This is a genomic window from Streptomyces daqingensis (genome assembly GCF_014645895.1).
Lineage (GTDB): Bacteria > Actinomycetota > Actinomycetes > Streptomycetales > Streptomycetaceae > Streptomyces > Streptomyces daqingensis.
The window spans coordinates 1-23,999 of record NZ_BMMP01000027.1; the positions used below are offsets into that span (position 1 = coordinate 1).

26 protein-coding genes are annotated in these 23,999 nt (G+C 71.4%); 11 read left to right on the plus strand and 15 right to left on the minus strand.

Annotation, left to right across the window (positions count from 1 at the left end; genetic code table 11):
* Positions 1-109 precede the first annotated feature (109 nt).
* From IEY56_RS26875 to IEY56_RS26895, 5 genes are all read right to left on the minus strand, one after another.
* Complete coding sequence (locus tag IEY56_RS26875) at positions 110-1,438, minus strand: flavin monoamine oxidase family protein (protein WP_189039883.1); 1,329 nt, start codon at positions 1,436-1,438, stop codon at positions 110-112.
* A gap of 183 nt (positions 1,439-1,621) precedes the next feature.
* Entirely contained in the window at positions 1,622-3,994 is a 2,373-nt protein-coding gene (locus IEY56_RS26880; RefSeq protein WP_189039884.1) for a hypothetical protein, read from the minus strand.
* Positions 3,995-4,240: 246 nt separating this feature from the next.
* Positions 4,241-4,957 (minus strand): DUF6333 family protein, encoded by a 717-nt coding sequence (locus tag IEY56_RS26885; RefSeq protein ID WP_229712237.1) that lies wholly within the window; start codon positions 4,955-4,957, stop codon positions 4,241-4,243.
* Between the two features lie 212 nt (positions 4,958-5,169).
* Complete coding sequence (locus IEY56_RS26890; RefSeq protein WP_229712238.1) at positions 5,170-6,057, minus strand: cytochrome c oxidase assembly protein; 888 nt, start codon at positions 6,055-6,057, stop codon at positions 5,170-5,172.
* On the minus strand, positions 6,054-6,551 hold the full coding sequence (locus tag IEY56_RS26895; RefSeq protein ID WP_189039886.1) for a DUF2243 domain-containing protein: 498 nt from the start codon (positions 6,549-6,551) through the stop codon (positions 6,054-6,056). The genes IEY56_RS26890 and IEY56_RS26895 overlap by 4 nt, the downstream gene beginning before the upstream one ends.
* A 154-nt stretch (positions 6,552-6,705) precedes the next feature.
* Between IEY56_RS26895 and IEY56_RS26900 the strand changes: the two genes are divergently transcribed.
* Positions 6,706-7,239, plus strand: coding sequence for a hypothetical protein (locus IEY56_RS26900; RefSeq protein ID WP_189039887.1), 534 nt, complete (start codon positions 6,706-6,708; stop codon positions 7,237-7,239).
* Positions 7,240-7,296: 57 nt separating this feature from the next.
* Here IEY56_RS26900 and IEY56_RS26905 read toward each other — a convergent pair whose 3' ends face one another.
* The 4 genes from IEY56_RS26905 to IEY56_RS26920 all read right to left on the minus strand — a co-directional run bounded on the left by IEY56_RS26905 (position 7,297) and on the right by IEY56_RS26920 (position 9,575).
* Positions 7,297-8,046: a dienelactone hydrolase family protein gene (locus tag IEY56_RS26905; RefSeq protein ID WP_189039888.1), complete on the minus strand. Its 750-nt coding sequence runs from the start codon at positions 8,044-8,046 to the stop codon at positions 7,297-7,299.
* A gap of 181 nt (positions 8,047-8,227) precedes the next feature.
* Positions 8,228-8,533 (minus strand): hypothetical protein, encoded by a 306-nt coding sequence (locus IEY56_RS26910; RefSeq protein ID WP_189039889.1) that lies wholly within the window; start codon positions 8,531-8,533, stop codon positions 8,228-8,230.
* Positions 8,534-8,673: 140 nt separating this feature from the next.
* Complete coding sequence (locus IEY56_RS26915; RefSeq protein ID WP_189039890.1) at positions 8,674-9,207, minus strand: putative immunity protein; 534 nt, start codon at positions 9,205-9,207, stop codon at positions 8,674-8,676.
* Between the two features lie 41 nt (positions 9,208-9,248).
* On the minus strand, positions 9,249-9,575 hold the full coding sequence (locus tag IEY56_RS26920; protein WP_189039891.1) for a helix-turn-helix transcriptional regulator: 327 nt from the start codon (positions 9,573-9,575) through the stop codon (positions 9,249-9,251).
* A gap of 132 nt (positions 9,576-9,707) precedes the next feature.
* Between IEY56_RS26920 and IEY56_RS26925 the strand changes: the two genes are divergently transcribed.
* Complete coding sequence (locus IEY56_RS26925; protein WP_189039892.1) at positions 9,708-10,172, plus strand: ANTAR domain-containing protein; 465 nt, start codon at positions 9,708-9,710, stop codon at positions 10,170-10,172.
* 240 nt (positions 10,173-10,412) lie between these two features.
* On the plus strand, positions 10,413-11,114 hold the full coding sequence (locus tag IEY56_RS26930; RefSeq protein WP_229712239.1) for a DUF4142 domain-containing protein: 702 nt from the start codon (positions 10,413-10,415) through the stop codon (positions 11,112-11,114).
* A gap of 155 nt (positions 11,115-11,269) precedes the next feature.
* Here IEY56_RS26930 and IEY56_RS26935 read toward each other — a convergent pair whose 3' ends face one another.
* Together IEY56_RS26935 and IEY56_RS26940 are read right to left on the minus strand one after the other, a co-directional pair.
* The gene (locus IEY56_RS26935) at positions 11,270-11,725 is read right to left on the minus strand and encodes a hypothetical protein (RefSeq protein ID WP_189039893.1); all 456 of its coding nucleotides are present in this window, start codon (positions 11,723-11,725) and stop codon (positions 11,270-11,272) included.
* Positions 11,726-11,927: 202 nt separating this feature from the next.
* Positions 11,928-12,212 carry a hypothetical protein gene (locus IEY56_RS26940; RefSeq protein WP_189039894.1) on the minus strand — a complete coding sequence of 95 codons (285 nt, stop codon included), beginning with the start codon at positions 12,210-12,212 and terminating at the stop codon, positions 11,928-11,930.
* Between the two features lie 358 nt (positions 12,213-12,570).
* On the opposite strand from IEY56_RS26940, the gene IEY56_RS26945 reads away from it, so the two are divergent.
* Entirely contained in the window at positions 12,571-14,007 is a 1,437-nt protein-coding gene (locus IEY56_RS26945) for an MBL fold metallo-hydrolase (RefSeq protein WP_189039895.1), read from the plus strand.
* Between the two features lie 85 nt (positions 14,008-14,092).
* Here the strand turns inward: IEY56_RS26945 and IEY56_RS26950 are convergent, their stop codons facing one another.
* Positions 14,093-15,304 (minus strand): Gfo/Idh/MocA family protein, encoded by a 1,212-nt coding sequence (locus IEY56_RS26950; protein ID WP_189039896.1) that lies wholly within the window; start codon positions 15,302-15,304, stop codon positions 14,093-14,095.
* 128 nt (positions 15,305-15,432) lie between these two features.
* Between IEY56_RS26950 and IEY56_RS26955 the strand changes: the two genes are divergently transcribed.
* From IEY56_RS26955 to IEY56_RS26980, 6 genes are all read left to right on the plus strand, one after another.
* Complete coding sequence (locus IEY56_RS26955; protein ID WP_229712240.1) at positions 15,433-16,587, plus strand: ROK family transcriptional regulator; 1,155 nt, start codon at positions 15,433-15,435, stop codon at positions 16,585-16,587.
* An 88-nt stretch (positions 16,588-16,675) separates the two neighbouring features.
* Positions 16,676-17,941 (plus strand): ABC transporter substrate-binding protein, encoded by a 1,266-nt coding sequence (locus IEY56_RS26960; RefSeq protein WP_189039898.1) that lies wholly within the window; start codon positions 16,676-16,678, stop codon positions 17,939-17,941.
* Positions 17,942-17,945: 4 nt separating this feature from the next.
* Positions 17,946-18,905, plus strand: coding sequence for a carbohydrate ABC transporter permease (locus IEY56_RS26965; protein ID WP_189039899.1), 960 nt, complete (start codon positions 17,946-17,948; stop codon positions 18,903-18,905).
* Positions 18,898-19,806 carry a carbohydrate ABC transporter permease gene (locus IEY56_RS26970; protein WP_189039900.1) on the plus strand — a complete coding sequence of 303 codons (909 nt, stop codon included), beginning with the start codon at positions 18,898-18,900 and terminating at the stop codon, positions 19,804-19,806. The genes IEY56_RS26965 and IEY56_RS26970 overlap by 8 nt, the downstream gene beginning before the upstream one ends.
* Positions 19,807-19,917: 111 nt before the next feature.
* Positions 19,918-20,982: a Gfo/Idh/MocA family protein gene (locus IEY56_RS26975; protein WP_189039901.1), complete on the plus strand. Its 1,065-nt coding sequence runs from the start codon at positions 19,918-19,920 to the stop codon at positions 20,980-20,982.
* Positions 20,979-21,992 carry a Gfo/Idh/MocA family protein gene (locus IEY56_RS26980; protein WP_229712241.1) on the plus strand — a complete coding sequence of 338 codons (1,014 nt, stop codon included), beginning with the start codon at positions 20,979-20,981 and terminating at the stop codon, positions 21,990-21,992. The genes IEY56_RS26975 and IEY56_RS26980 overlap by 4 nt, the downstream gene beginning before the upstream one ends.
* A 45-nt stretch (positions 21,993-22,037) precedes the next feature.
* Here the strand turns inward: IEY56_RS26980 and IEY56_RS26985 are convergent, their stop codons facing one another.
* From IEY56_RS26985 to IEY56_RS26995, 3 genes are read right to left on the minus strand one after another with little or no spacing between them, the layout of a single operon-like run.
* Complete coding sequence (locus tag IEY56_RS26985; RefSeq protein WP_189039902.1) at positions 22,038-22,559, minus strand: P-loop nucleotide/nucleoside kinase family protein; 522 nt, start codon at positions 22,557-22,559, stop codon at positions 22,038-22,040.
* 16 nt (positions 22,560-22,575) lie between these two features.
* Positions 22,576-22,872 (minus strand): hypothetical protein, encoded by a 297-nt coding sequence (locus IEY56_RS26990; RefSeq protein ID WP_189039903.1) that lies wholly within the window; start codon positions 22,870-22,872, stop codon positions 22,576-22,578.
* Entirely contained in the window at positions 22,869-23,231 is a 363-nt protein-coding gene (locus tag IEY56_RS26995) for a PadR family transcriptional regulator (RefSeq protein WP_189039904.1), read from the minus strand. The genes IEY56_RS26990 and IEY56_RS26995 overlap by 4 nt, the downstream gene beginning before the upstream one ends.
* Positions 23,232-23,399: 168 nt before the next feature.
* On the opposite strand from IEY56_RS26995, the gene IEY56_RS27000 reads away from it, so the two are divergent.
* Positions 23,400-23,894, plus strand: a complete 495-nt coding sequence (locus IEY56_RS27000) for a cupin domain-containing protein (protein WP_189039905.1) — start codon at positions 23,400-23,402, stop codon at positions 23,892-23,894.
* Positions 23,895-23,999: the final 105 nt, after the last annotated feature.

The window sequence follows — 23,999 nt, forward strand, 5'->3', positions numbered from 1 at the left end:
TCATCGGACAGTTCATGGCGACGTATCACCCGACCATGATCCACCACACAAGATCAATTGAAGACACGGCCTAGGTCGCCGCGGGGGCCCGGGAGGCCGGCGGGACGGTTCAGCCGGTGGCCCAAGCGTCCTCGATCGGCACGGCACGGCCGAGGACGTCGGAGGCGGCGCGGTGGCCGGAGCGGAGCGCCGCGTTGACCGTCGCCGGGTCGTCCGTCCACGTCGCCTCGCCCGCGAGGTGGAGGACGCCGCCCACGGGGGTGGCGAGGAGGTCGTGGTCCTCGGGCGCCGACCCGACGGTCATGTACGCGTACGACCCGCGCGCGTACGGGTCGTCCTGCCACCTGGTCACGTGGATCCCGGCGGGTTCCTCGACGCGGTCGCCGTAGAGCCGGCGCAGTTCGCGGAGGACCGAGTCGACGATCTTTTCCTCTTCCCAGCCTCGCGTCTCACGGGCGGCGGGTCCGGCGGCGAACGTCAGCAGCGTCGGCACGCCGTGGGCGGAGGTGAGGTCGTACCAGGAGTGCCACCAGAGTCCGTGCGGGCCCTGCTGGCGGATGCCGTACACCCCCTCGTCCCAGAACTTCGAACGGAAGCGGAGGAAGACCTTCTCGAACGCGTTCATCTCGAGGCGGGACAGCGCACCGGCCACCGGTTCGGGCAGCGGGGGCTCGATGCTGAACGCGGCCGACTTCAGCACTCCGACCGGGACGGTCACCACGGCGCGGCGTGCGGTGAACTCGCCCTGGACGGTGGTGACTTCGACACCCTCGCCGGACCAGCGCACCGAGCTGACGACGTGCTCCAGCCGTACGTCGAGTCCCGCCGCGAGGTGGGTCGCGAGAGCGTCGTAGCCGTCGGGGAAGACGACTTCGTCTCCGTCGATGAAGTCGTCGTCGAGGCCGTGCGCGTCGAGATCGTCGATCCAGACGCCGTACTGCTCCTCGCTGCGATGCCGCAGGTACTCGCGAACCCGCTCGGTGCGTTCCGCGTCCCAGCCCTGGGCGGTAAGCGCCGATTCGACGGCCTCCCCGTACGAGCTGCCCGGCGCGCCGGCGGCCACGACGCGGGCGAGCTCGGCGTCCACCGTGTCGACGTCGGCGACGAAGCGGCGCACCTCGTCGTCGGTGAGGCGGACGCCCGCCGGTCCGTAGTACGCCATGGGCCGGCTGTACGGCTGGTATCCGCCGACCGTGAACTCCTCGGTCCTGAGCCCGAAGGCGTCGGCAGCGGCGGCGACGGGGCTGCCGGTGATCCCGTGGATCCAGGACGCGCCGAGGTCGGTGGTGACCCCGCCCTCCCGGACGCTCCACACGCGTCCGCCGACGCGGTCGCGGGCTTCGAGCACGACGACCCGCCGGCCGTTCCGGGAGAGCAGACGTGCCGCGGTCAGGCCCGCGACGCCCGCACCTACGACGATCGTGTCGACACGGTCCATCGGGTCCACCCCCTTCTCGCGCGCTGCGCGCGGCGTATCCGGTCAGCCTAGTGAGCTGCGCGGTCTCCCGGTGAGCAGTGAACCAACCGGCCGGGGCTGCCCGGGCCGGTGCACCGGCCCGGGCAAGCGAAGGGGCCCCACCCCTGAGGGTGGAGCCCCTGGCCGTCAGGCGTACTCGGTCACCTACTCATCGGCGGTGGTGCGGCGGCGCATCCACCACACGAGGGTGCCGCCCACCGCCGCGAGGGCGGCGGCGATACCCGCGATGAGGCCCACGGGCATGCCGGCCCCGGTGTCGGCGAGGTCGCCGTCCGGGTCCTTCGCGGCGGGCGGTGCCGGCTTGCCGTCACCGCTGCCCGGAGCCGACGGGTCCGGAGACGGGGTCGACGGCGGGTCGGACGGCTTGTCCGGGTCCGACGGGGTGGGCGTCGGGGTGGGGTCCTCGCCGCCCGGGTCGTCACCGCCGGGATCACTGCCGCCCTTCGCGGGGCCCGCCCCCAGGTACAGGGTGTCGGTGTCCCGGTACGACGCGTCGTCGGACTTGCGGGAGTTGGCGGTCGTGTTGTCCAGGTCCCGGTTCTGGGTGGCGAACTGGGTGCGGCTGATGTTCCGCTTCGGCTGCTTCGAGAAGTCGACGCCGCCGACCCCCTGGTTGAAGGTCTTGCCGTCGTACTTCAGCTCGAACCACTCGACGCCCTCGCGGGCGGACTTCATGTAGCGGTCGTAGGTGCCCTGCTTGGTCCACTTCTCGTTGGGCGCGCGCAGCGGCCACGCCTTCACGTCGTCACTGTTGATGATCTTGTGGAAGTCGGTGGGCTTCTTCGCGTCCTGCTGCCGGATGTACTCGGCGGCGACCCGGGAGGTGTAGACGCGCCGCAGGTCGGCGTACCTGGGGTGGTTGTTGACGCGTTTGACGACCTCGGGCATCACGTTCTGCCGCAGATTGGTCTCGCTGAAACGCTTCTCGGCCTCGGTCCAGGTGCACTGGTGCGCGCCGGGAGCGGACCAGTCCATGTCCATCCACTCCGTCGACACCTTCAGCGGGGTGTCGAGGATGTAGATGCCGCCCTTCTCCTCACGGACCTTCGCGACCTCCGGCTCGATCCACAGGCGCACGTCCGGGAAGCACGGGATGCCGTCCTCACGGGGCTGGGAGTCCCAGAACCGCTTGGCGCCGGGGAACTTCTCCGGGTTGATCGCCGCGGCGAAGTCGTGCTTCATGTCCAGGTCGGCGTCGAGCAGGATCCTGCCCGCGTCGGTCGACGCGAACTTGCTGTCCATGATCTTGTCGGGCTGGTCCGGGTTCAGGTTCACCCAGAACTTCTCCGGCGTCAGGGCGAGCCACGTGAACAGCGCGTCCGAAGCCAGCTGCATCTTCGCGGCGCCGCCGAAGCCCGGGTCGTCGTCCGGATCGGGCATCTGGTCGGCACGCATCGAGTACGTCATGCCCTTGCCCTTTTCCAGGCCGCCGACGTAGCGGAGCTCCAGGGTGGTGAAGTCGACGCCGCCCGGGCCGCCCCTGGGGAGGGTGCCGCGGGTGTCGAGGCGCCGCGCGTCCGCCTGGTATCGCTTGGCCTCCTCCGGGGTCCGGCCGGAGGACAGCGCGCGCTGGTTGGCCGGGCCCCTCGTGCCGCACGTGCCGGCACCGGCGGCCATCAGCCTCGTGCCGCCCGTCTGGCATCCGGGGGCGAACCAGCGCTGGTGGTCGGAGTATCCGCGGATCGGGGTGGTCCTGGGTACCGGGTTGTACATCCGCTGGTTGCCGCGGACCTGGCCGGCCTTGCCGTTGCGCATGGCCCGTACGTCGCGTTCGAGGCTGTCGATGTGGTTGACCTGGCCCTTGGTGAACTTCTTGGCGCCAGAGAAGCGGAACGTGTGGTCCGGCATCGACTTCGCGACGATCCGGTCCTTCGCGAGCTGCTTCGCCGTCAGCTTCGAGTTCGACTTGAACTCGTTGAACTCTTTGGTCCGCTTGTTGTAGGCGTCGTACCGGCGCTCGCCCACCTTCTCACCGTTGGCGTCGAACAGCTCGACGGTGACCTCGCACAGCCAGTCAGGGCCGATCAGCTTGTAGTCGCGGACGAGTTGGCGCTCGAAGCCCGAACCCTTGTGGTTGTTGACCTGGTTGCGGATGTACCGCTTGTCGAACCAGTGCTTGAAGCCCAGGCCCTCCTTGTTCGCCAGGTAACGGGCGTAGATCTCCATGGCGCGGTCCGCCGGCTTGCCGGAGGCGTCGGCGGCCTTCTTCCAGGCGGCCACGTTCTTCTCCGGGTCGCCGGGGACCTTGGAGAGCGCCTTCGACTTCTCGGCGGCCGTCGGGGCCTTGAGGCCGTCGTACGCCTGCCCCGGGAGGTCGAACTCGAAGTTCTTCGGAAGCGCCCTGTCCTTGTGGATGGTCCCCGTCGGATTGTCGGGGAACCCGGAGTTCGGCGGTGTCCTGGAGGCGGCCGGGAGACCGTTGCGGGTGTCGCATCGCTTTCCCGACTTGGGCTTGAACTTCGCGGTCACCGGCGGGCCCGCCGCGTGCGCGGTCTCGACGGCCGGAAGCCCGGTCACGGTGACAGCGGCGGCAAGGCCGAAGGCAGCCGTGAAACGGGCTGCGAACCGCAACCGGGACGGTATGCGGAATCTTAAATTCAAGAGCTTGTCTTTCCCTCGCATGGGGCCTTGAGGGACGTTGGCGACGCGTAGGCCCCCCGTGACTGTGCGCGCCGCCCATAACTCTAGACGCCGTCAGCCCTGCGGCGACACCGGAATTCCCTACCTTGACGTACGGTCAATCACAGGCCACAGATAACGAGTTCAGACGAAATAGAGCTGCTCCATGTTCCGTACGGCGCTCTCGGAATGCCGCACGCGGAACGCCGTCGTCTGCATCTGCTCCCAGCCCCACGGATCCGAACGCCCCAGCGCCAGACCCGCCAGCCGCGCCCATTCGACTTCGTTCGCCTCCTCGTCCAGGTCGACGCCGGCGTTGTCGAGCATCCAGCTCTTGAGGCCCAGGGAGGCGATCACCGCCCCCGGGTCGCCGGTGACGACGAAGGGGTCTTCCCCGTACCAGCCCGAGGCGTGGAACATCGCACCGTCCGGCAGCCACACGACGTCCTCGGTGTGCTCCATGCCGCCGTGGTAGGCGACCCGGCCCACGATCCGGGCGTCGGGGAACCGCTCGCGCAGCTCACCCGCCGCCGACCTCAGCGGCTCGTCGTTCCCGTCGGTCGCGAACGCCGGGTCCGCGATCGACAGCATGTTCCCCCAGGCCGCGGCGTGTGCCACGTCCAGGTCGGCACGCACGTCCGAGGGCAGCGGCGTCTGCACAGAGCGCGGGCCGAGATCCTCCAGCACTTCCTCGATTCCCTCCAGCGACTCGGCGAAGGCGCGCGCACGCGCCGCGTCCTGCGGGGGGAGGTCGCGGGCGTCGACGGTGAACGGCGGTTCGAACACCGTCAGATGGCACAGTCCCATCGAGCCGCGCAGCATGCGGTCCGGTGCCGAAGTCCAGTACTTGTCGTCGCTCATGCGGGCCACCGTAGCGGCAGCCGGTGACAGGAGAACAAGAGAGAAAACCGGCCGGGGGCCCGTCCGGTGACGTGGCGACAGGGAATCGCACCGCGCTTCCGGAACGCGGGCGACTTCGGTGCGCGCGAGGAAAGAAAACGGGGGCACGCATTCCGGTCGACGGACCGCTGCGTTCCCTGCCGTGTCCCGGTGGTTCCGTTTCCGCTTTCCCGTCAGCCGCCGTACGAAGAAGGAGAAGAGAGCGGAATTCCACTTCGGCGCGGCCCGCCATGCGATGTCCGCGCCGAGGCTGCATTCCCGCCGCGGCTGTGCCGGGCGACCGCGCGACGGTGGGCGCGGCCGGCGGACGCGTACCAGCCGGCGCCGAGGACGACTGCGAGTGCGACCTCGACGAAGTCGCCGCCGTAGTACATCAGTTGCGCCGCTGAGCGCAGATCCTCGGTGGAGACCGTGACGCCCGGCGGTGGCGCCGCGTAAAGCGACTTGGCGAGGCTGGCGTGCGCCCAGCCGGCGGCCAGCAGAGCGATGCCCCTCCATACGGGGCTCCAACGGCGGCGTACCGGATCGAGCTGGCAGACGGCGAAGCTGAACAGCAGCCCCACGGCGAGGACGTGGAGGTGCACGAGCGCGTCGAGCACCGGCTGATGGTGGGCGGCTGCCAGGAGGGGCGTCCGGTACAGCAGCCACATGCCACCGATGTCCAGGCCGGCGGCCACGGGCGGCACGAGCAGCCAGGCAGCAGGCCGGGAGTGGGCCGCGGCGAGCACCCCGCGGCGGACCGGCCCGGCGGGCAGGACCCGCAGGGCGAGAGTCAGGGGGCGGCCGACCGCGAGCAGGAGAGGGGCGGCCATGGCGACGAGGAGGTGCTGGGCCATGTGGACGGTGAAGGGTCCGCCGGGCAGCACGCCGGCGGCCGCGTAGACCAGGGCGGCGCATCCGCCGGAGAAGGAGGCGTCCCGATGGCGGGGCCAGGCGTCCCCGCGCACGCGCATCCGGGCGGCGGCCGGCAGGTAGACGGCAGCGGCCGTCAGCGCCGCCGCGACCGCCGAGGAACCGAGGTATCCGGGGCCGCCGTCGGGTGCGGCAACCTGAGGGATCACGCGGCCGCCTCCCGGCCCCGGTGGCGCCTGCCGGCGCGCACGGTGAGAAGGGCGCCGGTGAGGAACAGGACGAGCCCGGCGATGTTCCACGCCCAGTCGTAGGGAGCGAGGTCGACTCCGTAGCGCACCTGGTGCAGCCGCAGCACCTTGTGGTCGACGATCCCGTCGAACAGCTGGAATCCGCCCATGCCCAGGAGGAGCCCGGCCCGGGCGTGCACGGCCGACAGGGCGCGGCGCCGGCGCAGGTCCGCGAAGAGGAAGAACCCGGCGACCAGGGCGAGGAGTTCGGCCGTGTGCAGCAGCCCGTCGGACAGCAGCCCCACGCCGGGGGTGGAGCGGTCGTAGAAGTGGTGCCAGTGCAGCAGCTGGTGGAAGACGATCTCGTCGACCGCGGCCATGGCCGCCGCCCCGATCACCGCGCAGACGGCAAGCGACCGCCGCGTCTCCTGGCGGTCGTCGCGGGAGGGGGACGGCCGGGCGGCTTCGCTGCTCATGCGGCTGGTCTCCTGACGGGGCAGAGGGGCTGCGGCTGACTCCGTGTACCCGTCCGCGCCGCCGCAAGCCCCGCTCGGGGGGCGGGCGGCGCCCAGCAGTGTGAGTCCGCCCGGGCGGAGCGGTGTGCCCCCCGAGCGGGGGTACCCATGCGGCATGATCAAGCGCGCGCTGTGGCAGGGACTCGTGGCGGGAACGACTGGAGTCGTGGTGATGACGCTCGCCGAGAAGATCGAGCAGCGCGTCACCGGACGGCCCGCTTCCCACGTTCCGGCCCGCACCCTGGAACGTCTGACCGGTATGGCGGAGCGCAGCGGGCGTCAGCCCGTCACGGTGAACTGGGCCATGCACTACGGACAGGGCGCCCTGCTGGGAGTGCTGCGGTCGGTGATGGCGCACTCCGGCCTGCGAGGGCCTTGGGCGTCGGCGAAGTTCGCCGTGGTGCGGGTGACGAACGACCAGATCCTGGAGAACGCCACCGGCGTCGGCGCACCACCGCAGACCTGGCCGCGTGCGGAGCTGGCTCTGGACCTGCTGCACAAGACGGTCTACGCGTTCGCCACCGGACTCCTCGCCGACGCCCTCGCCGCGCGCTCCGGACCGGGTCCGGGCCGGCTGCACGCGGCCGAGCGGCCCGGCCGGCGCCCTGACGTGGGGCCGCCGCCGCGGCGCCTGTCCTACGGACGGTGACGGGGAGCGCGGACTTGCACCTCGGGGGCGGCCCCGGGATGCGAGGTGCCTCGTCCGTCAGCCGCCGCCCAGGGTGCGGTCGAGGAGCGCGAGGAGGCGGTCCCAGTGGCGCTGGAAGGCCGCGAGGTCGAAGGCGTCGGTGTCGGACATGGTGAAGCCGTGGACGGCGCCGGAGTAGACCTCGGTGCTGTAGCGGACGCCCGCGGCGTCCAGCGCCTTGTCGAGTCGGCCGTGCGCCTCGGGCGTCAAGTCGCCCTCGGCGAGGCCGATGTGGACCTCGGCGGTCAAGTCGGGGATGCGGCGGTGGGGGCTGTCGGGCGCGTCGGTGACGAGGAACCCGGGGTGGAAGCCGGCGACGGCCGCCACCCGGCCGGGGTGGGCCGTGGCGGTGCGCATGGCCAGGGCGGCGCCGACGCAGTAGCCGGTCACCGCGACGGGGCCGGCGTCGACCTCGGGCTGTGCGGTGAGGAAGCCGAGGTAGGCGCCCGCGTCGCGCAGCACGCGTTCGGTGGTGAGTTCCTGGACGAGGGGCATGAGCTCGCCGATGATCCCGGGCCGTACCTCTTCCCCGATGTGCGGGGGGAGTTCGACCACGGGCGCCGGGCCGCGCCGGTAGTAGAGGTTGGGGACGAGCACGTAGTAGCCGTGCTCGGCGAGCTCGCGGGCCATGTCCTCCAGCACGGGCCGCACGCCGAACGCGTCCGTGTACAGCAGCACCCCGGGATGGCGTCCGCTCCCCGCGGGGAGAGCGGCGATCGCGTCGGCCTGACCGTCGGGGGTGGGAATCCGCAGCGTCCTGGTGGGCATGGCTGATCATCTTTGTCCGGCTCGGAGCCGCCGTACAAGGGCCAGGAACGATCCTGTCTCAAACGGGCACATGCGGAGCAACCGGGGCCGCTTCGCGGCGGACCGGGCCTGGTTCGATCGAGGAGCAAGACCACCGGGCATCGAGCGCGGCAGGCTTCGCGGCGGCCGCACGCGGCTCGGGTCAGTCGCGGTCCTGCTCGCCCGTCCGCTCTTCGGAGGCCGTGGTGTGGCGCCGGTGCATCCAGAGGCTCGCGAGGATCACCACGCCGATGGCGGCGATCTTGGCCGCCTGGTAGTAGCCGGACGCCGGCTCGTCCGGGACGAGCGGCAGCCAGGTCCTGTCCGTGGCATGGCCGAAGAACGACCACAGGGCCGCGAGGATGCCGAAAACGATCAGTCCCGCGGCGCCCCGCGCGCCCATACCGGCCCACCAGGGCTTCGGCGCGTGACCCGCTGTGTCTGTCTGTTCGGCGTCCTTGCCGTTCATGGCTGCTCCCGCGCGGATGACGATGGTCGGGGGGAGGGACGCGAGGGGGCGTGGTCACGGTTGCGCATGCCCCGGGCCCCTCCCGGACGGACGCACGGCACCGGCGTGTACGGCCCGACTCCGTTGCGGGGAAGGGGAGTTCAGCGCAGGGAGGCGTCCAGGGCGGTCATGAGCTGCCCGACGCGGCTGGGGGAGGCCGGGGCGAGGGGGTACCGGCGCAGGACGCCGACCAGTCCGGGTGTCGCGCGCAGCCGTGCCCGCTCGATCGCCGCGTCCCCGGCCGTGGGGTCGCCGCCCGCGTGGATCTCCGCGATGCGTGCGGCACTCGCGGCGGCCCGCAGGATGTGGCCGACCTGGTGGGACTTCGCGATCGGGTGCAGGTACGGGGCGGACGCGGCGTCGCCCGCGGCTCGCGCGGCGAGACGCGGGGCTTCGCCGGAGGCTTCCTTGGCGGCGCGGTGCGCGTCCAGCGACGTGACGCGCTGCAGCCTGGTCCTTCTCGCGCCGGCGGTGAACTCCCGTGCCGCGTCGAGCGCGGCACGGGGGCGCCGGTCGTCGGGGTGGGCGCTCTCGAAGACGGGGAGGACGTCCTCGGCCGCCCACGCCACGTAACGCGTCACGGCTCGCAACTCGTCCATGGTCAGCTCGAAGTCACCGGATACGGACGCCGTCATGGGACGGAGCATGCCATGCGGGCCGCGCGCCCGGCGCGGCCTCAGCCGGCGGGAGGCGCCTTGCGGTCGGCTTCGTCCTTGACGAGCCACGACAGCAGCGAGGCGACCGTCAGGCCCGACTCGGACGGGTGCCGCAGCACCTTGCCCGGTTCGATCTTGTACGTGTTGGAGCGTCCCTCCCGGGTGTGGGAGAGGTAACCGTCCTGCTCGAGGTCGTAGATGATCTTCTGGACGGCGCGTTCCGTGAGCCTGCAGCGGGCGGCGATGTCGCGGATCCGGGCGCTGTTGTCGTCGGCGATGACCGCCAGCACGCGTGCGTGGTTGGTCAGGAACGTCCATCCGGAGTGGGGCTCGGGCGCGGCTGTCATGGGCGGACTCTAGCGACCAGCCGTTCACGAACTCAATTGCACGTATTAGAATTCGTGTAACTAGGGGCGTGTTAGCCCGTCAGGGGCGGGTCCGGGCCGGGGCGGCAGCCCCCCGGGGAGGGAGAGAGAGTCATGGAGGAGTCCGCGACCTGCGAACCGCCTCCCGGGGAGAACGTTGCCCGGGCAGTCGTTCCGCCGTGCCGGAACGGCTCGTCCTCGTGCGAGGACGCCGCGCTGGATCCGTACGACGGCGCCGCGCTGGATCCGCACGAGGACGCCGCGCTGGATCCGCACGAGGGCGCCGCGCTGGATCCGCACCGTGAACTGGCCCAGCTGCGGCGGGCGATGCGGACCCGGCCCACCATCGACCAGGCGTGCGGCGTGCTGATGGCCACGTTCGGTCTGAACCCCCGCTCGGCCTGGCAGGTGCTCGTCGCGACGTCCCAGAACACCAACACCAAGCTGCACAGCCTGGCCGGCGAGCTGATCGGCACCGCCGGGGGAGGGCCGCTGAGCGCGGACGTACGGCGCCAGTTGGTCGCTGCGGTCGCCAGGGCGAAGGCCGGAACGGCTGTTCCGGAGGCCGCCGCTCCGTAGAGGTGCGGCACGGGCGGGTGCGGTGGCGCTGCGGGGGCTACGCGGGCGGTGCGGCGCCGGGGCGCGCTCGCTGCCGGACGCGCACAGCGGGCGTTCCTGCTCAGGGTTGTTGCCTTTGTGCCAAGTGTGGGGCAGATCGCGTTCCTTCCCGGCGAAAGGACGGCACAATGGGGCCGCTCGCATAGCAGGCTTACGGTGCGCGGCAGACGTTGCGGTCGGCCGTGACGGAGTCTTGCCCAGTTGGTCACGCACATCGTCGACGTGCCGCGCACGTTCTGCTGTGTGCGCGGAGAGGAGGGGCGGATGCGGTTCGCCATGACGTCCGGCCGGGCGGTCGGCACGGTACTGATCGTTATCGCGCTCGTAGCGACGCTCGCCGGTCTCGTACTGCCTTCGGACATGCTGGCGGGGAACCGCGCGAGTGCGATCGCACGAGCCGCATGGCAGGACGACGGCAAGGGGACCTGGAAGACCGAGTACGGTCCGCTGACCGCCATGGACCGGGACTTCCTGCGCAAGGTGCGGGCCGCGGGCCTGTGGGAACTGCCAGCCGGCCGTTCGGCGCAGGAGCGGGGCACGCGGAAGTCGGTGCGCATCGCCGGCAACCATCTCGTCGACGGGCACACGGAGTTGGACAAGCGGGCCGTCACCGCCGGCCGCGCGATGAACGTCTCGCTCCCGACGCAGCCCACGGGCTCCCAGCAGGAGTACCTGGACGACATGGAGAAGGCGCAGGGCGAGGAGTTCGACCAGGTCCTCGTCGACCACCTCCGCAAGCAGCACGGCGTGGTCTTCGGCCTCGTGGGGTTGGTACGCGACCAGACCAAGAACTCGATGATCCGGTCGCTCGCGACGAGGGCGAACGCCATCGTCCTCGACCACATCACCGTCCTGGAGGACACGGGGCTGGTGAACTTCGAGGAGCTCAACGACGTGAAGTGACCGCCGCGGTCACGAACGACGGTTCGCCGTGAGGGGCGTCCGGATCTCCGGGCGCCCCTCACGGCTTCTCGTGCTCACGGCGGCTTCCACTGCTCACGGCAGCGTCTTCGGTCACCGCGTATCCGGCACCCGGAGAGTGCGGTGCCGGAGCGCCGTCAGCCCTCGCGGCCGGCGGGCCACGTCGTGACGGACTCCCAGGCGCCGCAGTCGGAGGTGCCGTCCTCGCCCTCGCAGACGGCGACCCGCCCCGTGGTGGTGGGCATGTACGTCTGCAGCGACGTGGCGACGGACTCGGAGCCCGAGCCGCACTGGCTGCCGACCTTCTGCGGCGGGCCCGTCACGAGGTCGAAGGTCCACTGCACCCAGAGCGAGCTGCAGCCGGTGCCTGTCTTCTCCAGCGTCCCCTCGATCTTCAGGGACGGGAACGGTGTGCCGCTCTCCGTCCACCTGGTGCCGGAAGCCGTGGCGTCCCCGTGGGCGGCGGACCACGCCACCGGTGCGGCCGCCTGCGCCGACGGGCGGGCGGTGGCGAACGCCGGCTGGGCGAAAGCGGACATCGCGGTGGCGGAGGCCGCGACCGCGCAGAGCGCGAGCGAACGTGAACGCCTCATGTACTGCTCCCCGTTTCGTAGTCGTGTGCCGCTCGTGGTCTCGTGGTCATGCGTCCGACGGCTCGGCAGTAGTGCGTGGCCTGCGGCAGGAGTTTGGGACGAACTCTCCGATCCCGCAGGCCCGTTGGGACGCGCCGCCCGGCAGGTTCCGCGCCCGTCCGCAGACGGCCCGCGGCTCCGGCGGCGCTGTGCCGCCCGGCCGTCAGTCCGACTTGGGCTTCCGGACAGCGGCGACGATCGCGGTGCCCACTCCGCCGAGGATCAGGACCAGCCCGCCGATGTTGTCCCACTGGGGGCCGGACTTCGCTTCCCTGATCTTGTCGTAACTCTCGATGGATATCGGGCAGTTCTTCTCCTTGTCGATGAAGCCGGAAGTCCTCGACGGGTCCTTCGCGCACTCGGCCTCCGGCTCCGCGGGCTCCCAGACGAACAGGCCCGCACCGAGCACGATCAACAGGGCGGCGAGCGCGAACAGCTTCAGCTTCATGTTGGGGGTTCCTCTTGCCTATGCGTGATGTGACAGTCGCCCAGCGGAGCGAGGGCACGTCAAAGTACACCGATCCGTGCCGTCAGGCGGCACCGGTGGGAATTCGTGCGGACACCGAGACCTTCCCGCCCGCGCCCCCGCCGCCGCCGGACGCGCGGACGGCGCGTGAACCCCGTCGCGGAGGGCGAGCAGGCCGCAAAGGACCGGTGAGACGGAGCAGCTCCGGCCGGTTTCCCGCGGTCTTGGCGGGCACCCGGCCAGGGTGAGGAGCGGCCGGGCGCCGGCGGGGAGCGTCCGGCCGGAGGAGGCCGCCCGCAGGGCCCGGGCCCGCGGGCCGTCCCGGGAAGGAGCCGGCGCCGTGTTCTTCGTGGACGTCCTGGAAGTGAAGGGACTGGGCAACAGGAGCTACCTGGCCGGCGGTCACGGCTGCGCGGTTGCCGTGGACCCGCCGAGGGACGTCGACCGCGTCGTCGCCGCCGCGGCGAGGCGCGGGGTGCGCATCGCGTACGTCGCCGAGACCCACCTGCACAATGACTACGTGACGGGCGGGCTGGAACTCGCCCGCCTGACCGGCGCCCGGTACCTCGTGCCCGAGCGGGCCTCCGTCTCCTTCGCCCGCACCCCCGTACGGGACGGCGACACGTTCGCCGTCTGCCCCGGACTCGCGCTGCGCGCCGTCGCCACGCCCGGTCACACCCCGCACCACACGGCGTACGTCCTGGAGGAGGACGGACGCGGGGCTGCGGTCTTCACGGGCGGTTCGCTGCTGATGGGCACCGTGGGCAGGCCCGACCTGGTGGAGCCGCGGCTGACGGAGCAGCTCGCCCGGGAGCAGCACGCTTCGGCGCGGCGGCTGGCCGGGGCCCTGCACGACGAGGTCGAGGTGCTCCCCACGCACGGCTTCGGGAGCTTCTGCTCCTCCGTCCCCGCGGACGGCGAGTCCTCCACCATCGGCGACGAGCGGCAGCGGAACGACGCGCTCGTCAAGGACGTGGAGACCTTCGTCGCGGAGACGCTCGCCGGCCTCGACGACGTGCCCGCGTACTACGCGCACATGGGACCGGTGAACGCCGCCGGGCCCGCGCCGGTCGACCTCACACCGCCGCGGGAGGCCGGTGCCGACGAGATCCGCCGGCGTCTCGCGGACGGCGAGTGGATCGTGGACCTGCGGAACCGGGCCGCGTTCGCCGAGGGGCACGTCCCGGGCACGTACAACTTCGAGTGCGACGGGAAGATCGCGACCTATCTGGCGTGGCTGATCCCGTGGGGCAAGCCGGTGACGCTGCTGGGCGAGAGCGCCGGGCAGGTCGCGGAGGCGCAGCGCGAACTCGTCCGCGTGGGCGTCGACCGCCCCGCGGCCGCCGCCGGGGGCGGGCCGTACGACTGGTTGCGGGAGGGCGAGAAGCCCGGGTCGTACGAGCGGGGCAGCTTCGCGGACCTCGCCGCCGTACGGGCCGAGGCCGGCGCCGGAGCCGGTGCCGACGCCGGCGCCGCGTCCGGCACGGGAGCGGGGCCGGGCGATCGGGCCGTGGTGCTGGACGTGCGCCGCGGAAAGGAACGCGCGAAGGGCTTCGTCGAGGGTTCGGTGCACATCCCGATCCACGAGCTGCACGGCCGGACCGGCGAGGTGCCGCCCGGCGTCGTGTGGGTGCACTGCGCGACGGGGATGCGCGCGGCGATCGGCGCCTCGCTGCTCGCGGCCGCCGGACGCACCGTCGTCCTGGTGGACGACCGCCTCGACGCCGCCGCCGACGCGGGCCTGGCCATGACCCGGCCCGGCAGCGGCGGAGGCTGAGCGGCCACCGCGCCTGCTGGTCCCCGAACCCGCACACCGAGCCGGAGCCGCACGCCCGCGCCCGGGCCCGTACGCTCGCGCCAGCTCAGCCGGTCCCGTCGGCGGACGGCTGTCCCTGCGCGAAGTAGGACGTCAACTCCGCGGGGAGCGCCGGGACTTGTACCGGCGCTCCGCCGTCGCGCAGCGAGCGCGTAGCGGCGTGGCCCGCGGCGACGGCCTCCCGGGCCGCGACCGGTGAGGTCTCCGTCGGGCCGCCGTTCGCGGCGAACTCGAGGAACTCCTCGACGAGCCGGCGGTCCGCGCCGCCGTGCGCGTCGGCGTGCCCGTCCCGCGGCCGGGGTATCGCCACGGTCTCGTCCGCGTCCTCGCGGTAGCCGGAGCGGCGGGAGTTCCAGACCTTGACGACGGCGCCGTCGAGGTCGCCGAAGTTCTCGAGCCGGCCGTGGTCGCCGATGACGGTGTAGTTGCGCCAGTAGTCCGGCGTGAAGTGGCACTGCTGGTAGCTGACGAGGACGCCGTTGTCCGTACGGCCGTTGAGCATGCTGATGTCCTCGACGTCCACGACGGGATTGAGCCCGGTGAGCGCCGTGGGCGGCCAGTTCGCCTCCGGATCGTGCCATTCGCTCATGCGCTCGCCGCCGCGGTCGCGCCGGTCGGTGATGTCCCCGTAGACGGCGAGGTCGCCCAGTGCGCTCACCTCGCGGGTGCTGCCGCCCGCCAGCCAGTGGATGACGTCGAGGTCGTGGGCGCCCTTCTGGAGGAGCAGGCTCGTGGTGTGGCGCCGTTCGGCGTGCCAGTCCTTGAAGTAGAAGTCGCCGCCGTGGCCGACGAAGTGCCTGCACCACACCGCCCGCACGCGGCCGACGGCTCCTTCGAGGACGAGCCGCCGCATCTCCCGCACGACAGGCGCGTGCCGCAGGTTGTGCCCCACGTAGAGCCGCGTCCCGGTGGCCTGGGCGGTGCGCAGGACGAGGTCGCAGTCCTCCGTGGTGACGGCGAGGGGCTTCTCGACGAAGACGGCGACGCCGGCGTGCAGCGCGTCGAGTACCGCTTTCGCGTGCAGGTGGTCGGGGGTGAGGACCATGACCGCGTCGAGGCCGGCCTCCAGCAGCGGCCGGTGGTCGCCGTGCACCGCGACGCCGGGCCCGAACAGCTCCCGCGCCGCCTGTACTCCGCGGGGGTGCGGGTCGGCGCACGCCACCACCCGCGATCCGGCGCCGGGGCGGTGGGCGTGCAGGGCCAGGCTCGCCCGCTCGCCCACGCCCACGACACCGATGCGCAGATCCTCACTCGCCATCGTCTGTCCCCCGTCCGCAGCCGGATATCGAAGAGTCCTTCATAAGTTCCGGAATGAAGCCTTCACGCCTGGCTTGATTTATGCAACAGTCCTCAATCAGAAAATCCGACCGGCAGGAGGTGTTCGGCGTGCGAGGCCACGATCTGGCTGCTCTGCGGCGGCTGAACACCATCGCCGTGCTGCGCTTCCTGCGCTCGCAGGGACCGCGACGACCGCAGAGTCTCAGTCAACTGGCCGCCGCCACGGGCCTTTCCCGGCCCACCGTCGACCAGGTCGTCGAGGAGCTCACCGCGCAGGGCTGGCTGGCCGAGGCACCCGACGCCTCGGGGCGCTCGGGCCGTCCGGCACGGCGCTTCCGCTTCCGCGGGGAGTCGGGCCGCGTCGTCGGCGTCGACATCGGCCTGCACAAGGTCGTGCTGCTGCTGTCGGACCTGGCCGGCGAGGTGCAGGCGTCCGAACGCGAGGACGTGGACCCGCGGATGTCGGGCGCGGAGCGGCTGGCGTATCTGCGCGGCCGCATCGAGCGGTTCCTCGGCGACCACAAGGTGCGGGCCGACGAACTGTGGGCGCTGTCGGTGGGCGTCCCCGGGATCGTGGACGCGTCCGGACGCCTCACCTCGGTGATCGTCCCGGAGTGGTCCGACTTCGAGCTGGCGCGGAGGCTCGCGGACGCCTTCCCCTGCCCGATACTCGTCGAGAACGACGTCAACCTGGCGACGATGGCCGAGCACTGGCGCGGTGCCGCGCAGCTCGTGGACGACGTCGCGTGCCTGCTCATCGGCCACCGCACCTCCTGCGGCATCCTGCTCGGCGGCCGCCTGCACCGCGGACACCGGGGCGTGGCGGGGGAGTTGGGCCTCCACCGGGGGCTGAGCCTGTCGCGCGCCCACGAGGCGCTCGTCTGGCGCGGAGAACGCGCCGACGGGGAGTCGGAGGTGGCCGCGCTCGCGCGGGCGTCCGCAGCCGGAGACCCGGCGGCCTTAGAAGTCCTCGACCGCTACGCGACCTTCCTCGCCCCCGGGATCGGCGCGCTGCTGCTCGCCGTGGACCCCGAACTGATCGTCCTCTCCGGTGGGATGACCCCCGTCGGTCAGGCGCTGGTCCCGCTGCTCACCAGGCATCTGCGGGAAGTCCCCGTGGACGTCGACATGCACGTGCCCCGCATCGCCGTCAGCACGCTGGGCGAGCAGGGCGTCGCGCTCGGCGCCGTCCGCAAGGCGCTCGACACCGTCGAGGCCGTGCTGTCCGACGCCACCGTCCCGCTGCCGTCCGTCGCCCGCTGAGGGCAGCGGCCGACCGGCACCTGTCCCCGGGTCCCGGTCCCCGAGTCCCTACCCCCGTCCCTCGCCCCTCGCCCCTTCGGAGGCGCGCATGCACAGGAGAACTCTGCTCGCCGGAGCGCTGACGGCACCCGCCGCCGCAGCCGTCACGGGCTGTACGAACGGCGGTTCCGCGGCGGACGGTTCGCGCGGCGGCCGTACGACCATCACCTACGCGCTCTGGGACCAGCTGCAGGTCGCCGGCACGAAGAAGGTCATCGAGGCGTTCGAGGCGGAGCACCCGGACATCGCCGTCGAGATCCACGTGACGCCGTTCTCCTCGTACTGGACGACGCTGAAGACCGCAATGCGCGGCGGTTCGGCGCCGGACGTCTTCTGGATGAACGCGGTGAACCTCCAGCTCTACGCGGCGGGCGGCGTGCTGCAGCCGCTGGACGAGTTCATCGAACGCGACGGCTTCGACATGGGCGTCCACCCCGACGAACTGCTGCGGATGTACACCTATAAGGGCACGCGGTACGCGATGCCGAAGGACTTCGACACGATCGGCCTCTGGTACAACAAGGAGCTCTTCGACAAGAAGGGCATCGAGTACCCGGACGAGAGCTGGACCTGGGACACCGTCCGGGACGCGGCGGCCGAGCTGACCGACCGGCGCCGCGGGGTGCACGGCATCGCCGCCGAGATGAGCAAGCAGTACACGTACTACAACACCATCGCGCAGGCCGGCGGTTACGTGATCCGCGACGGCAGGTCCGGATTCGGCGATCCGCGCACGATCGAGGGCCTGCGCTTCTGGACGGACCTCATCGACAAGGGCCACTCGCCCTCGCAGAGCGCGATGACCGACACCAGGGGACGCCAGCTCTACCTGTCGGAGAAGGTCGCCATGAACTACGACCTCTCCTCGATGGCGTCCCAGATGTACGCCGCCCCCGCCATCAAGGACCACGGCAGCGTCGCCGTCCTCCCCAAGGGCCGCGAGCGCGCCACCACGATCCACGGTCTGGCCGCGGCGATCTCCGGCAAGAGCCGCAACACCGAGGCCGCGTGGAAGTTCGCCCGGTTCCTCGGCTCCCGGAAGGCCGCCCTCATCCAGGCGGAGGCGGGCGTGACGATCTCCTCGTACCGCGGCACGCAGGACGCGTGGGTGAAGTCCATGCCGGAGTTCGACCTCCAGGTCTTCATCGACATGCTCGACTACGCCGTCCCGTACCCCTCCTCCAAGCGCACAGCAGTGTGGGAGAACCTCCAGCCTCAGCTGCTGGGACGCCCGTTCTCCGGCAAGGGCGGCATCGAGGACGCGTCCCGGACGCTGGCCCGCCAGATGGACCTCGCCCTGGAACAGGAGAAGTGACGACATGGCTGTCTTCCCCTCCACGGCCGCGAAGGCCCACGCGGACCGCCGGCCGAGCAGCGCGCGGCAGCGCGAGGGCAGCTCACGGCCGAAGCGGCGTTCGCAGCGGTCGGCCTACCTGTTCATCGCCCCCATCGCGCTCGGCTTCCTCGTCTTCTACATCTGGCCGCTGCTCCAGACGTTCTGGTTCAGCTTCACCTCCTTCGGCGTCTTCGGAGGCAGCAGCTGGGTCGGGGGTGAGAACTACTCGCGCGTGGTGAGCGACGTGACCGTCGGCCAGGCCCTCGGGAACACGCTGCTTTACATGGGGATGGGTCTTCTGACGCTGCCCGTCGCGATCGTCCTCGCCGAACTCATGAACAGGAAGGGCCTGCGGGGCGTCCCCGTATACAGGGCGCTGTACTTCCTGCCGTTCATCACGATGCCCGCGGCCGTCGGACTCGTCTGGAACTGGCTCTACAACGGCGACTTCGGAATGGTGAACCAGGCGCTGTCCTGGATCGGCATCGACGGGCGCTACTGGGTCTCCGACCCCTCGACCGCCGTGTACGCGATCGGCGCCGTGATGATCTGGTCGCACGTCGGCTACTACCTGATCATTTTCACCGCGGGCATCAAGGCCATCCCGAGGGACTACTACGAGGCCGCGCAGATCGACGGTGCCGGGCCGGTACGGCGCTTCTTCCGCATCACGCTGCCGCTGCTGAGCCCCAGCATCTTCTTCGCGTCGGTCATCTGCGTGATCAACTCGCTCCAGCAGTTCGACCTGATCTTCGTGATGATGAGCCCCGAGAACCCCGCGCTGGGCGAGACACAGTCGATCGTCACGCTCTTCTTCAAGTGGGCGTTCGACGAGAACGCCCAGGGCCCGGCCGCCGCGCTGGCCTTCCTCCTCATGCTGCTGATCGCCGCACTGACGTACCTGCAGTTCCGCTTCCAGAAGAGGTGGGTGCACTATGCCTGAGCCCGCGACGACCACTCCCGCCGCGCCCGGGACGCGGCCGGCGGCCCGGACCGGGGGGACGGGCCCCGGCGCGCGCCGGGGACGCCTCGACCTCGGCGGCCTCGCCACCCACGCGCTGCTCTCCCTGGGAGCCGTGGCGATGGTCTTCCCGTTCGTGTGGCAGCTCCTCACCGCCTTCAAGACGATGCCGGAGTCCGTGCGGGTACCGCCGACCATCCTGCCCTCCGAGTGGAACTGGGACGCGTTCCAGCAGGTGTTCAGCGCGGTGCCGTTCACGGAGATGCTGACCAACAGCCTCATGAACACCGTCGGCCGCACCCTCGGACAGCTCGTGTTCTGCTCGCTGGCGGCCTACGCGTTCGCGAGGCTCCAGTTCCGCGGCAAGAACGTGCTGTTCGCGGTCTTCCTCTCCGTGCTGATGGTGCCCTCGCAGCTGCTCGTGCTGCCTCAGCACGAGATCATCCAGCGGCTGGGGCTGCTCAACAGCATCCCCGCGCTGTTCCTGCCGGGCATGTTCAGCGCGTTCGGCACCTTCCTCCTGCGGCAGTTCTTCATGGCGCTGCCCAGGGAGCTGGAGGAGGCCGCGCGCATCGACGGCGCCGGGCCGTTCCGCATCTTCTGGAGCATCATGCTGCCGTTGGTACGGCCTGCGCTGGCGGCGCTCGCAGTGATCACGGCGATGTGGTCCTGGAACGACCTGCTGTGGCCCCTCGTGGTCAACACCGATCCGTCGAAGGTGCCCATCAGCGCGGGACTGATCTCCCTGGAGGGGCAGTTCCTGACCAACTATCCGATCCTGATGGCCGGTTCGGTCATCGCCAGCCTTCCGATGCTGATCCTCTACGTCCTGCTGCAGCGCCACTTCGTGCAGGGCATCGCGCTCAGCGGATCGAAGGGCTGAGACCAGGGCCGTGGAGCGCCGGGACCGCCGGACGCTCCACAGCTCGCCCGAAACACGGGAAAGCTCCGACAGACACGAAGCCCCGACCGACAGGAAGGCAGCGGTATCCACATGCCGGAACTCGCAGTGGGGCTGATAGGCGCAGGCGGCATCGCCCGCGCCCATCTGCCCGCATGGCTGGAGCTGGGAGCCCGAGTCACCGTCTTCACGCACGACGACAGCGGCGCGCGGCTCGCCGCGGAGCACGCGGACGGCCGGGTCCGGGTCGCCCGCACGATGGAGGAGCTGCTGGAGGGCAGCGAAGCCGTCGACGTGTGCACGCCCACCCACACCCACCGGGAGGTCGCGCTCGCCGCGCTGCGCGCCGGACGCCACGTCGCCTGCGAGAAGCCTCTCGCCCTCACCCCCGGGGACGTCGAGGAGATGATCGGCGAAGCCGACCGCGCGGGCGTCCTGCTCTTCCCCGCCCACGTGGTGCGGTACTTCCCCGAGTACGCCGCCATGGCCGACGCCGTCGCCCGCGGTGCCGTGGGCCGGCCCGCGGTGCTCCGCTTCACCCGCACGGGCACCTATCCGGTCTGGTCGCCGTGGTTCGCCGACCCCACGCTCTCCGGCGGCATCCTCGTCGACCAGATGATCCACGACTTCGACTTCGCCAGGCTCCTCGCCGGCGACGTCGTACGCGTGCACGCACACGTGCGCGGCCACCAGGAGGCACCCGCCCCGGCTGGTTGCGTGGCCGCGGCGACGGCCGTCCTCACACACGCTTCCGGTGCGATCAGCCACGTGCACGGCGTGTGGGGACTGCCGGACGCGCAGTTCCGCACGACGTTCCGCGTCGCCGGACGGGACGGCGTGCTGCAGCACGACTCCGCTCAGACGAAGGCGTTCAGGGTGATCTCCCAGGGCGGCCGCGCGGACGGCGAGGGCATCCCGGCGACGAACCTGACCGAGAGCCCCTTCCTCACCGAACTGCGGGAGTTCGCGTCGGCCGTGACCGGCGGCCCCGCGCCGCGGGTGACGGCGCGCGACGGTCTGGAGGCGGTGCGGATCGCCGTCGCCGCGGCCGAGTCGGCGCGCACGGGGGTCTCGGTGGAGACCGGCGCCCCCGGCGCACACCCGGGTGGCGCCCCCGGCCCGCAGGCACGCAACGAATCGCAGGAGGTGGCCCGTTGAAGGTCGGAGTGCTGTCGTTCGCCCACGTACACGCGGCCGGCTACGCGCGGCTGCTCCGCGACATGCCGGGCGTCGAACTGCTCACCAGCGATCCCGACGCCGTCGCGGCGCCTCCCGGCGAAGTACGCGGCCAGGCGTTCGCGGAGCAGCTCGGCGTCGACCACGTCCCCACCTACCAGGCCCTGTTCGACTGGGGGCCGGACGCCGTCATCGTCGCGTCCGAGAACTCCCGGCACCGCGCGCTCGTCGAACTCGCCGCCAAGCACGGCGTGGACGTGCTGTGCGAGAAGCCGCTCGCCACCACAGTCGAGGACGGTGAGGCGATGGTGGCCGCCTGCCGTGAGGCGGGCGTGCGGCTGGGGGTCGCCTACCCCGTCCGCTTCAGCCCGGCGTACACGGCGCTGCGCGAGGCGGTGCGCAGCGGAGGCACCGGCCGGGTGCTCACCGTGGCCGGAGCCAACAACGGCGGCCTGCCCGCGGGCGCCCGAGCCTGGTTCGTCGACCCCGAGCTGGCCGGCGGCGGCGCCATGATGGACCACACCGTCCACATCGCCGACCTGCTCGACGAGCTGTTCGCGGGCGCGCGCGCCGTCGAGGTGTACGCGCAGAGCAACAACCTCATGTACGAGGGCGAGGTGGAGGTGGACACCGCCGGGCTCGTGACCGTCCGCTACGACAACGGCGCCGTCGCCACCATCGACTGCAGCTGGAGCCACCCGGACCACCACCCCACATGGGGCGGTCTGGAACTGCAGCTCGTGGGCGAGAAGGCCACGGTGGAGATGGACGCCTTCGGCCAGGTCGTCTCCGGCTTCGACGAGCGCAACCGCAGCGGCGTGCTGCTGCCGTGGGGCACGGACCTGGACGGGTCGATGGTGCGGACGTTCCTCTACGGCGCCGCGGACGGCGGGGTCCAGGTCGCCGACGGCGAGGCCGGGCTGCGCTCGCTGCGCGTCGCGCTGGCCGGTTACGAGTCCGCGCGGCAGGGCCGGCCGGTGCCCCTGGACTGACGGGGCCCGCCCCGGCGAAGGGCTAGAAGGAAGGGCGGAGGGCCGTTACCGGGGCGGCTCTCCCGCCTGCTCCGCGACGACCCCGGCCGCCTCGCCGGGGCCGAGGTGCGTCGTGTCGACGATCGACGCCTCCTCGCGCAGCCACGCCAGCGCCTCGCGGTACTCGTCCAGATGCTCAAGGCGCCAGTCGCGGTTCTCCAGGGCGTCACCGCGGATCCTCCCGGCGAGGACGGCCGGGTCGCTGTGGAGCACGAAGTGGCGCACGGGCACGCCCGCCCGCTCCAGGCCGTCGCGGATCTCCTCCCAGTACTGCCGCACGAGCACGGTCTGCGTGACGACGAGCGTGCCTCCCACGTACCGCAGGAGCTGGGACGCCGTCTCGACGACGAGGTGCCGCCACGGCGGCCAGTGCTGGAAGTCCCCCAGCTCGGGGAGGCCTTCGACGTGCCCGAGCATGTAGCCGACCTGCTCCGCGTCGAAGAGGCGGGCTCCGGGGAGCAGCGGGACGAGCTCCCCGGCGGTGGTGGTCTTGCCCGCCCCGTAGGCGCCGTTCAGCCAGATGATCACGTCGCTGCCTCCGCTTTCACTCGCCTGGTGCCGAACGGGGCCGGTTCGTCTGCGACTTGTCGCGGTGGTTCTTCACGAGCCACCAGCCGATCAGCGCCATCGTGCCCAGGTGCAGGTACTCGAACAGCGAGGGGTCGTCCCAGTCGGTGTTCAGGACGCCGAGAGCGAAGAGGACGAAGCACGCCGCGATCTGCATCCACCTGACGGCCTTCCGGGTGGGGCGCCGTGCGCCGCCCTCCTCGACGAGGCTGAGGGCGTACCGCTCGACATCGCCGAACTCCTCCTGCGGCCGGGTCCCGGTGGCGTCCTTCATCTCCTGAGGCCCTTCTCGGCGGTTGTGCTCAGCAAGTCGTCCATGCGCTCGGCGAACCGGCCCCATCGGGCGCTCTGGGCCGCCAGCCAGTCGGTTCCGGCCGGGGTGAGGGAGTAGACCTTCCGTCCCGGTCCGCTCTCTCCCGCCGTCCAGGTGGAGCAGAGGACGCCGTCGGACTCGAGCCGCGCCAGCACGGGATAGAGGACCCCGCCCTTCACCCGGGCGAACCCTGCCTCGGCGAGGCGCTGCGCCACCGCGTAACCGTGGTTGTCGCCTTCCGCGAGGACGGCCACGGCCGCCAGTTCGATCACTCCGCGCAGCCATGCCGCGGGTTCCTCGTCAACTGCCCTGGTCGTCACGGATTCAAAGTAGTCTGAATGTCAAGCTAGTCAGCATTCTGACTAGTGCAGGGCCTGCCGGTCCTCCCTTCGTGCTCCGCCTCGCGCCGTACCGCCATCCGGTCGCGGGCCCGACGACGTACCGGCGCGACGGCGCGAGAATCACAACGGAGAAAAGGAGGGCACCGCATGACAGAGCTGACATATCCCCCGCCCCGTTACCTCGGCGAAGGCGGCGAGGTGAACGCCGCGTTCAGATCCGCCGACACGGAGCCGGAGCTGTCGTCCGGGACGGGGAACAAGACCCACTATCTGGCGACCGGCGAGAGCACCGGAGGCGAATTCGGCCTGTACAAGGTGGAGTTGGGGCCGCGTTCACCGGGCCCGAGCACGCACTTCCACCGCGCGATCTCCGAGTCCTTCTACATCCTCTCCGGTGAGATGCAGCTCTTCGACGGCGAGCGGTGGATCACCGGCAGGCAGGGCGACTTCCTGTACGTGCCGGTGGGCGGCCTGCACGCGTTCAAGAACACCTCGGACGACCCCGTCTCCATGCTGCTGCTCTTCTCCCCCGGGGCGCCCCGCGAGGACTACTTCGAGCGCGTCGCCGAGATGACGCGCCGGGGCGGGCAGGAGCTGGAGGAGTTCCGCGTGCGGCACGACAGCTTCTTCGTCGACGAGTAACCGGCCCCGCCGCCCCCGGCCCGCGGCACAACCCGCGATTCCCGCGTCCCGCGGCCGCTTCTCCGCCGCCCCGGGGCCGCCGCGCACGACGGCACGGCAGACCGT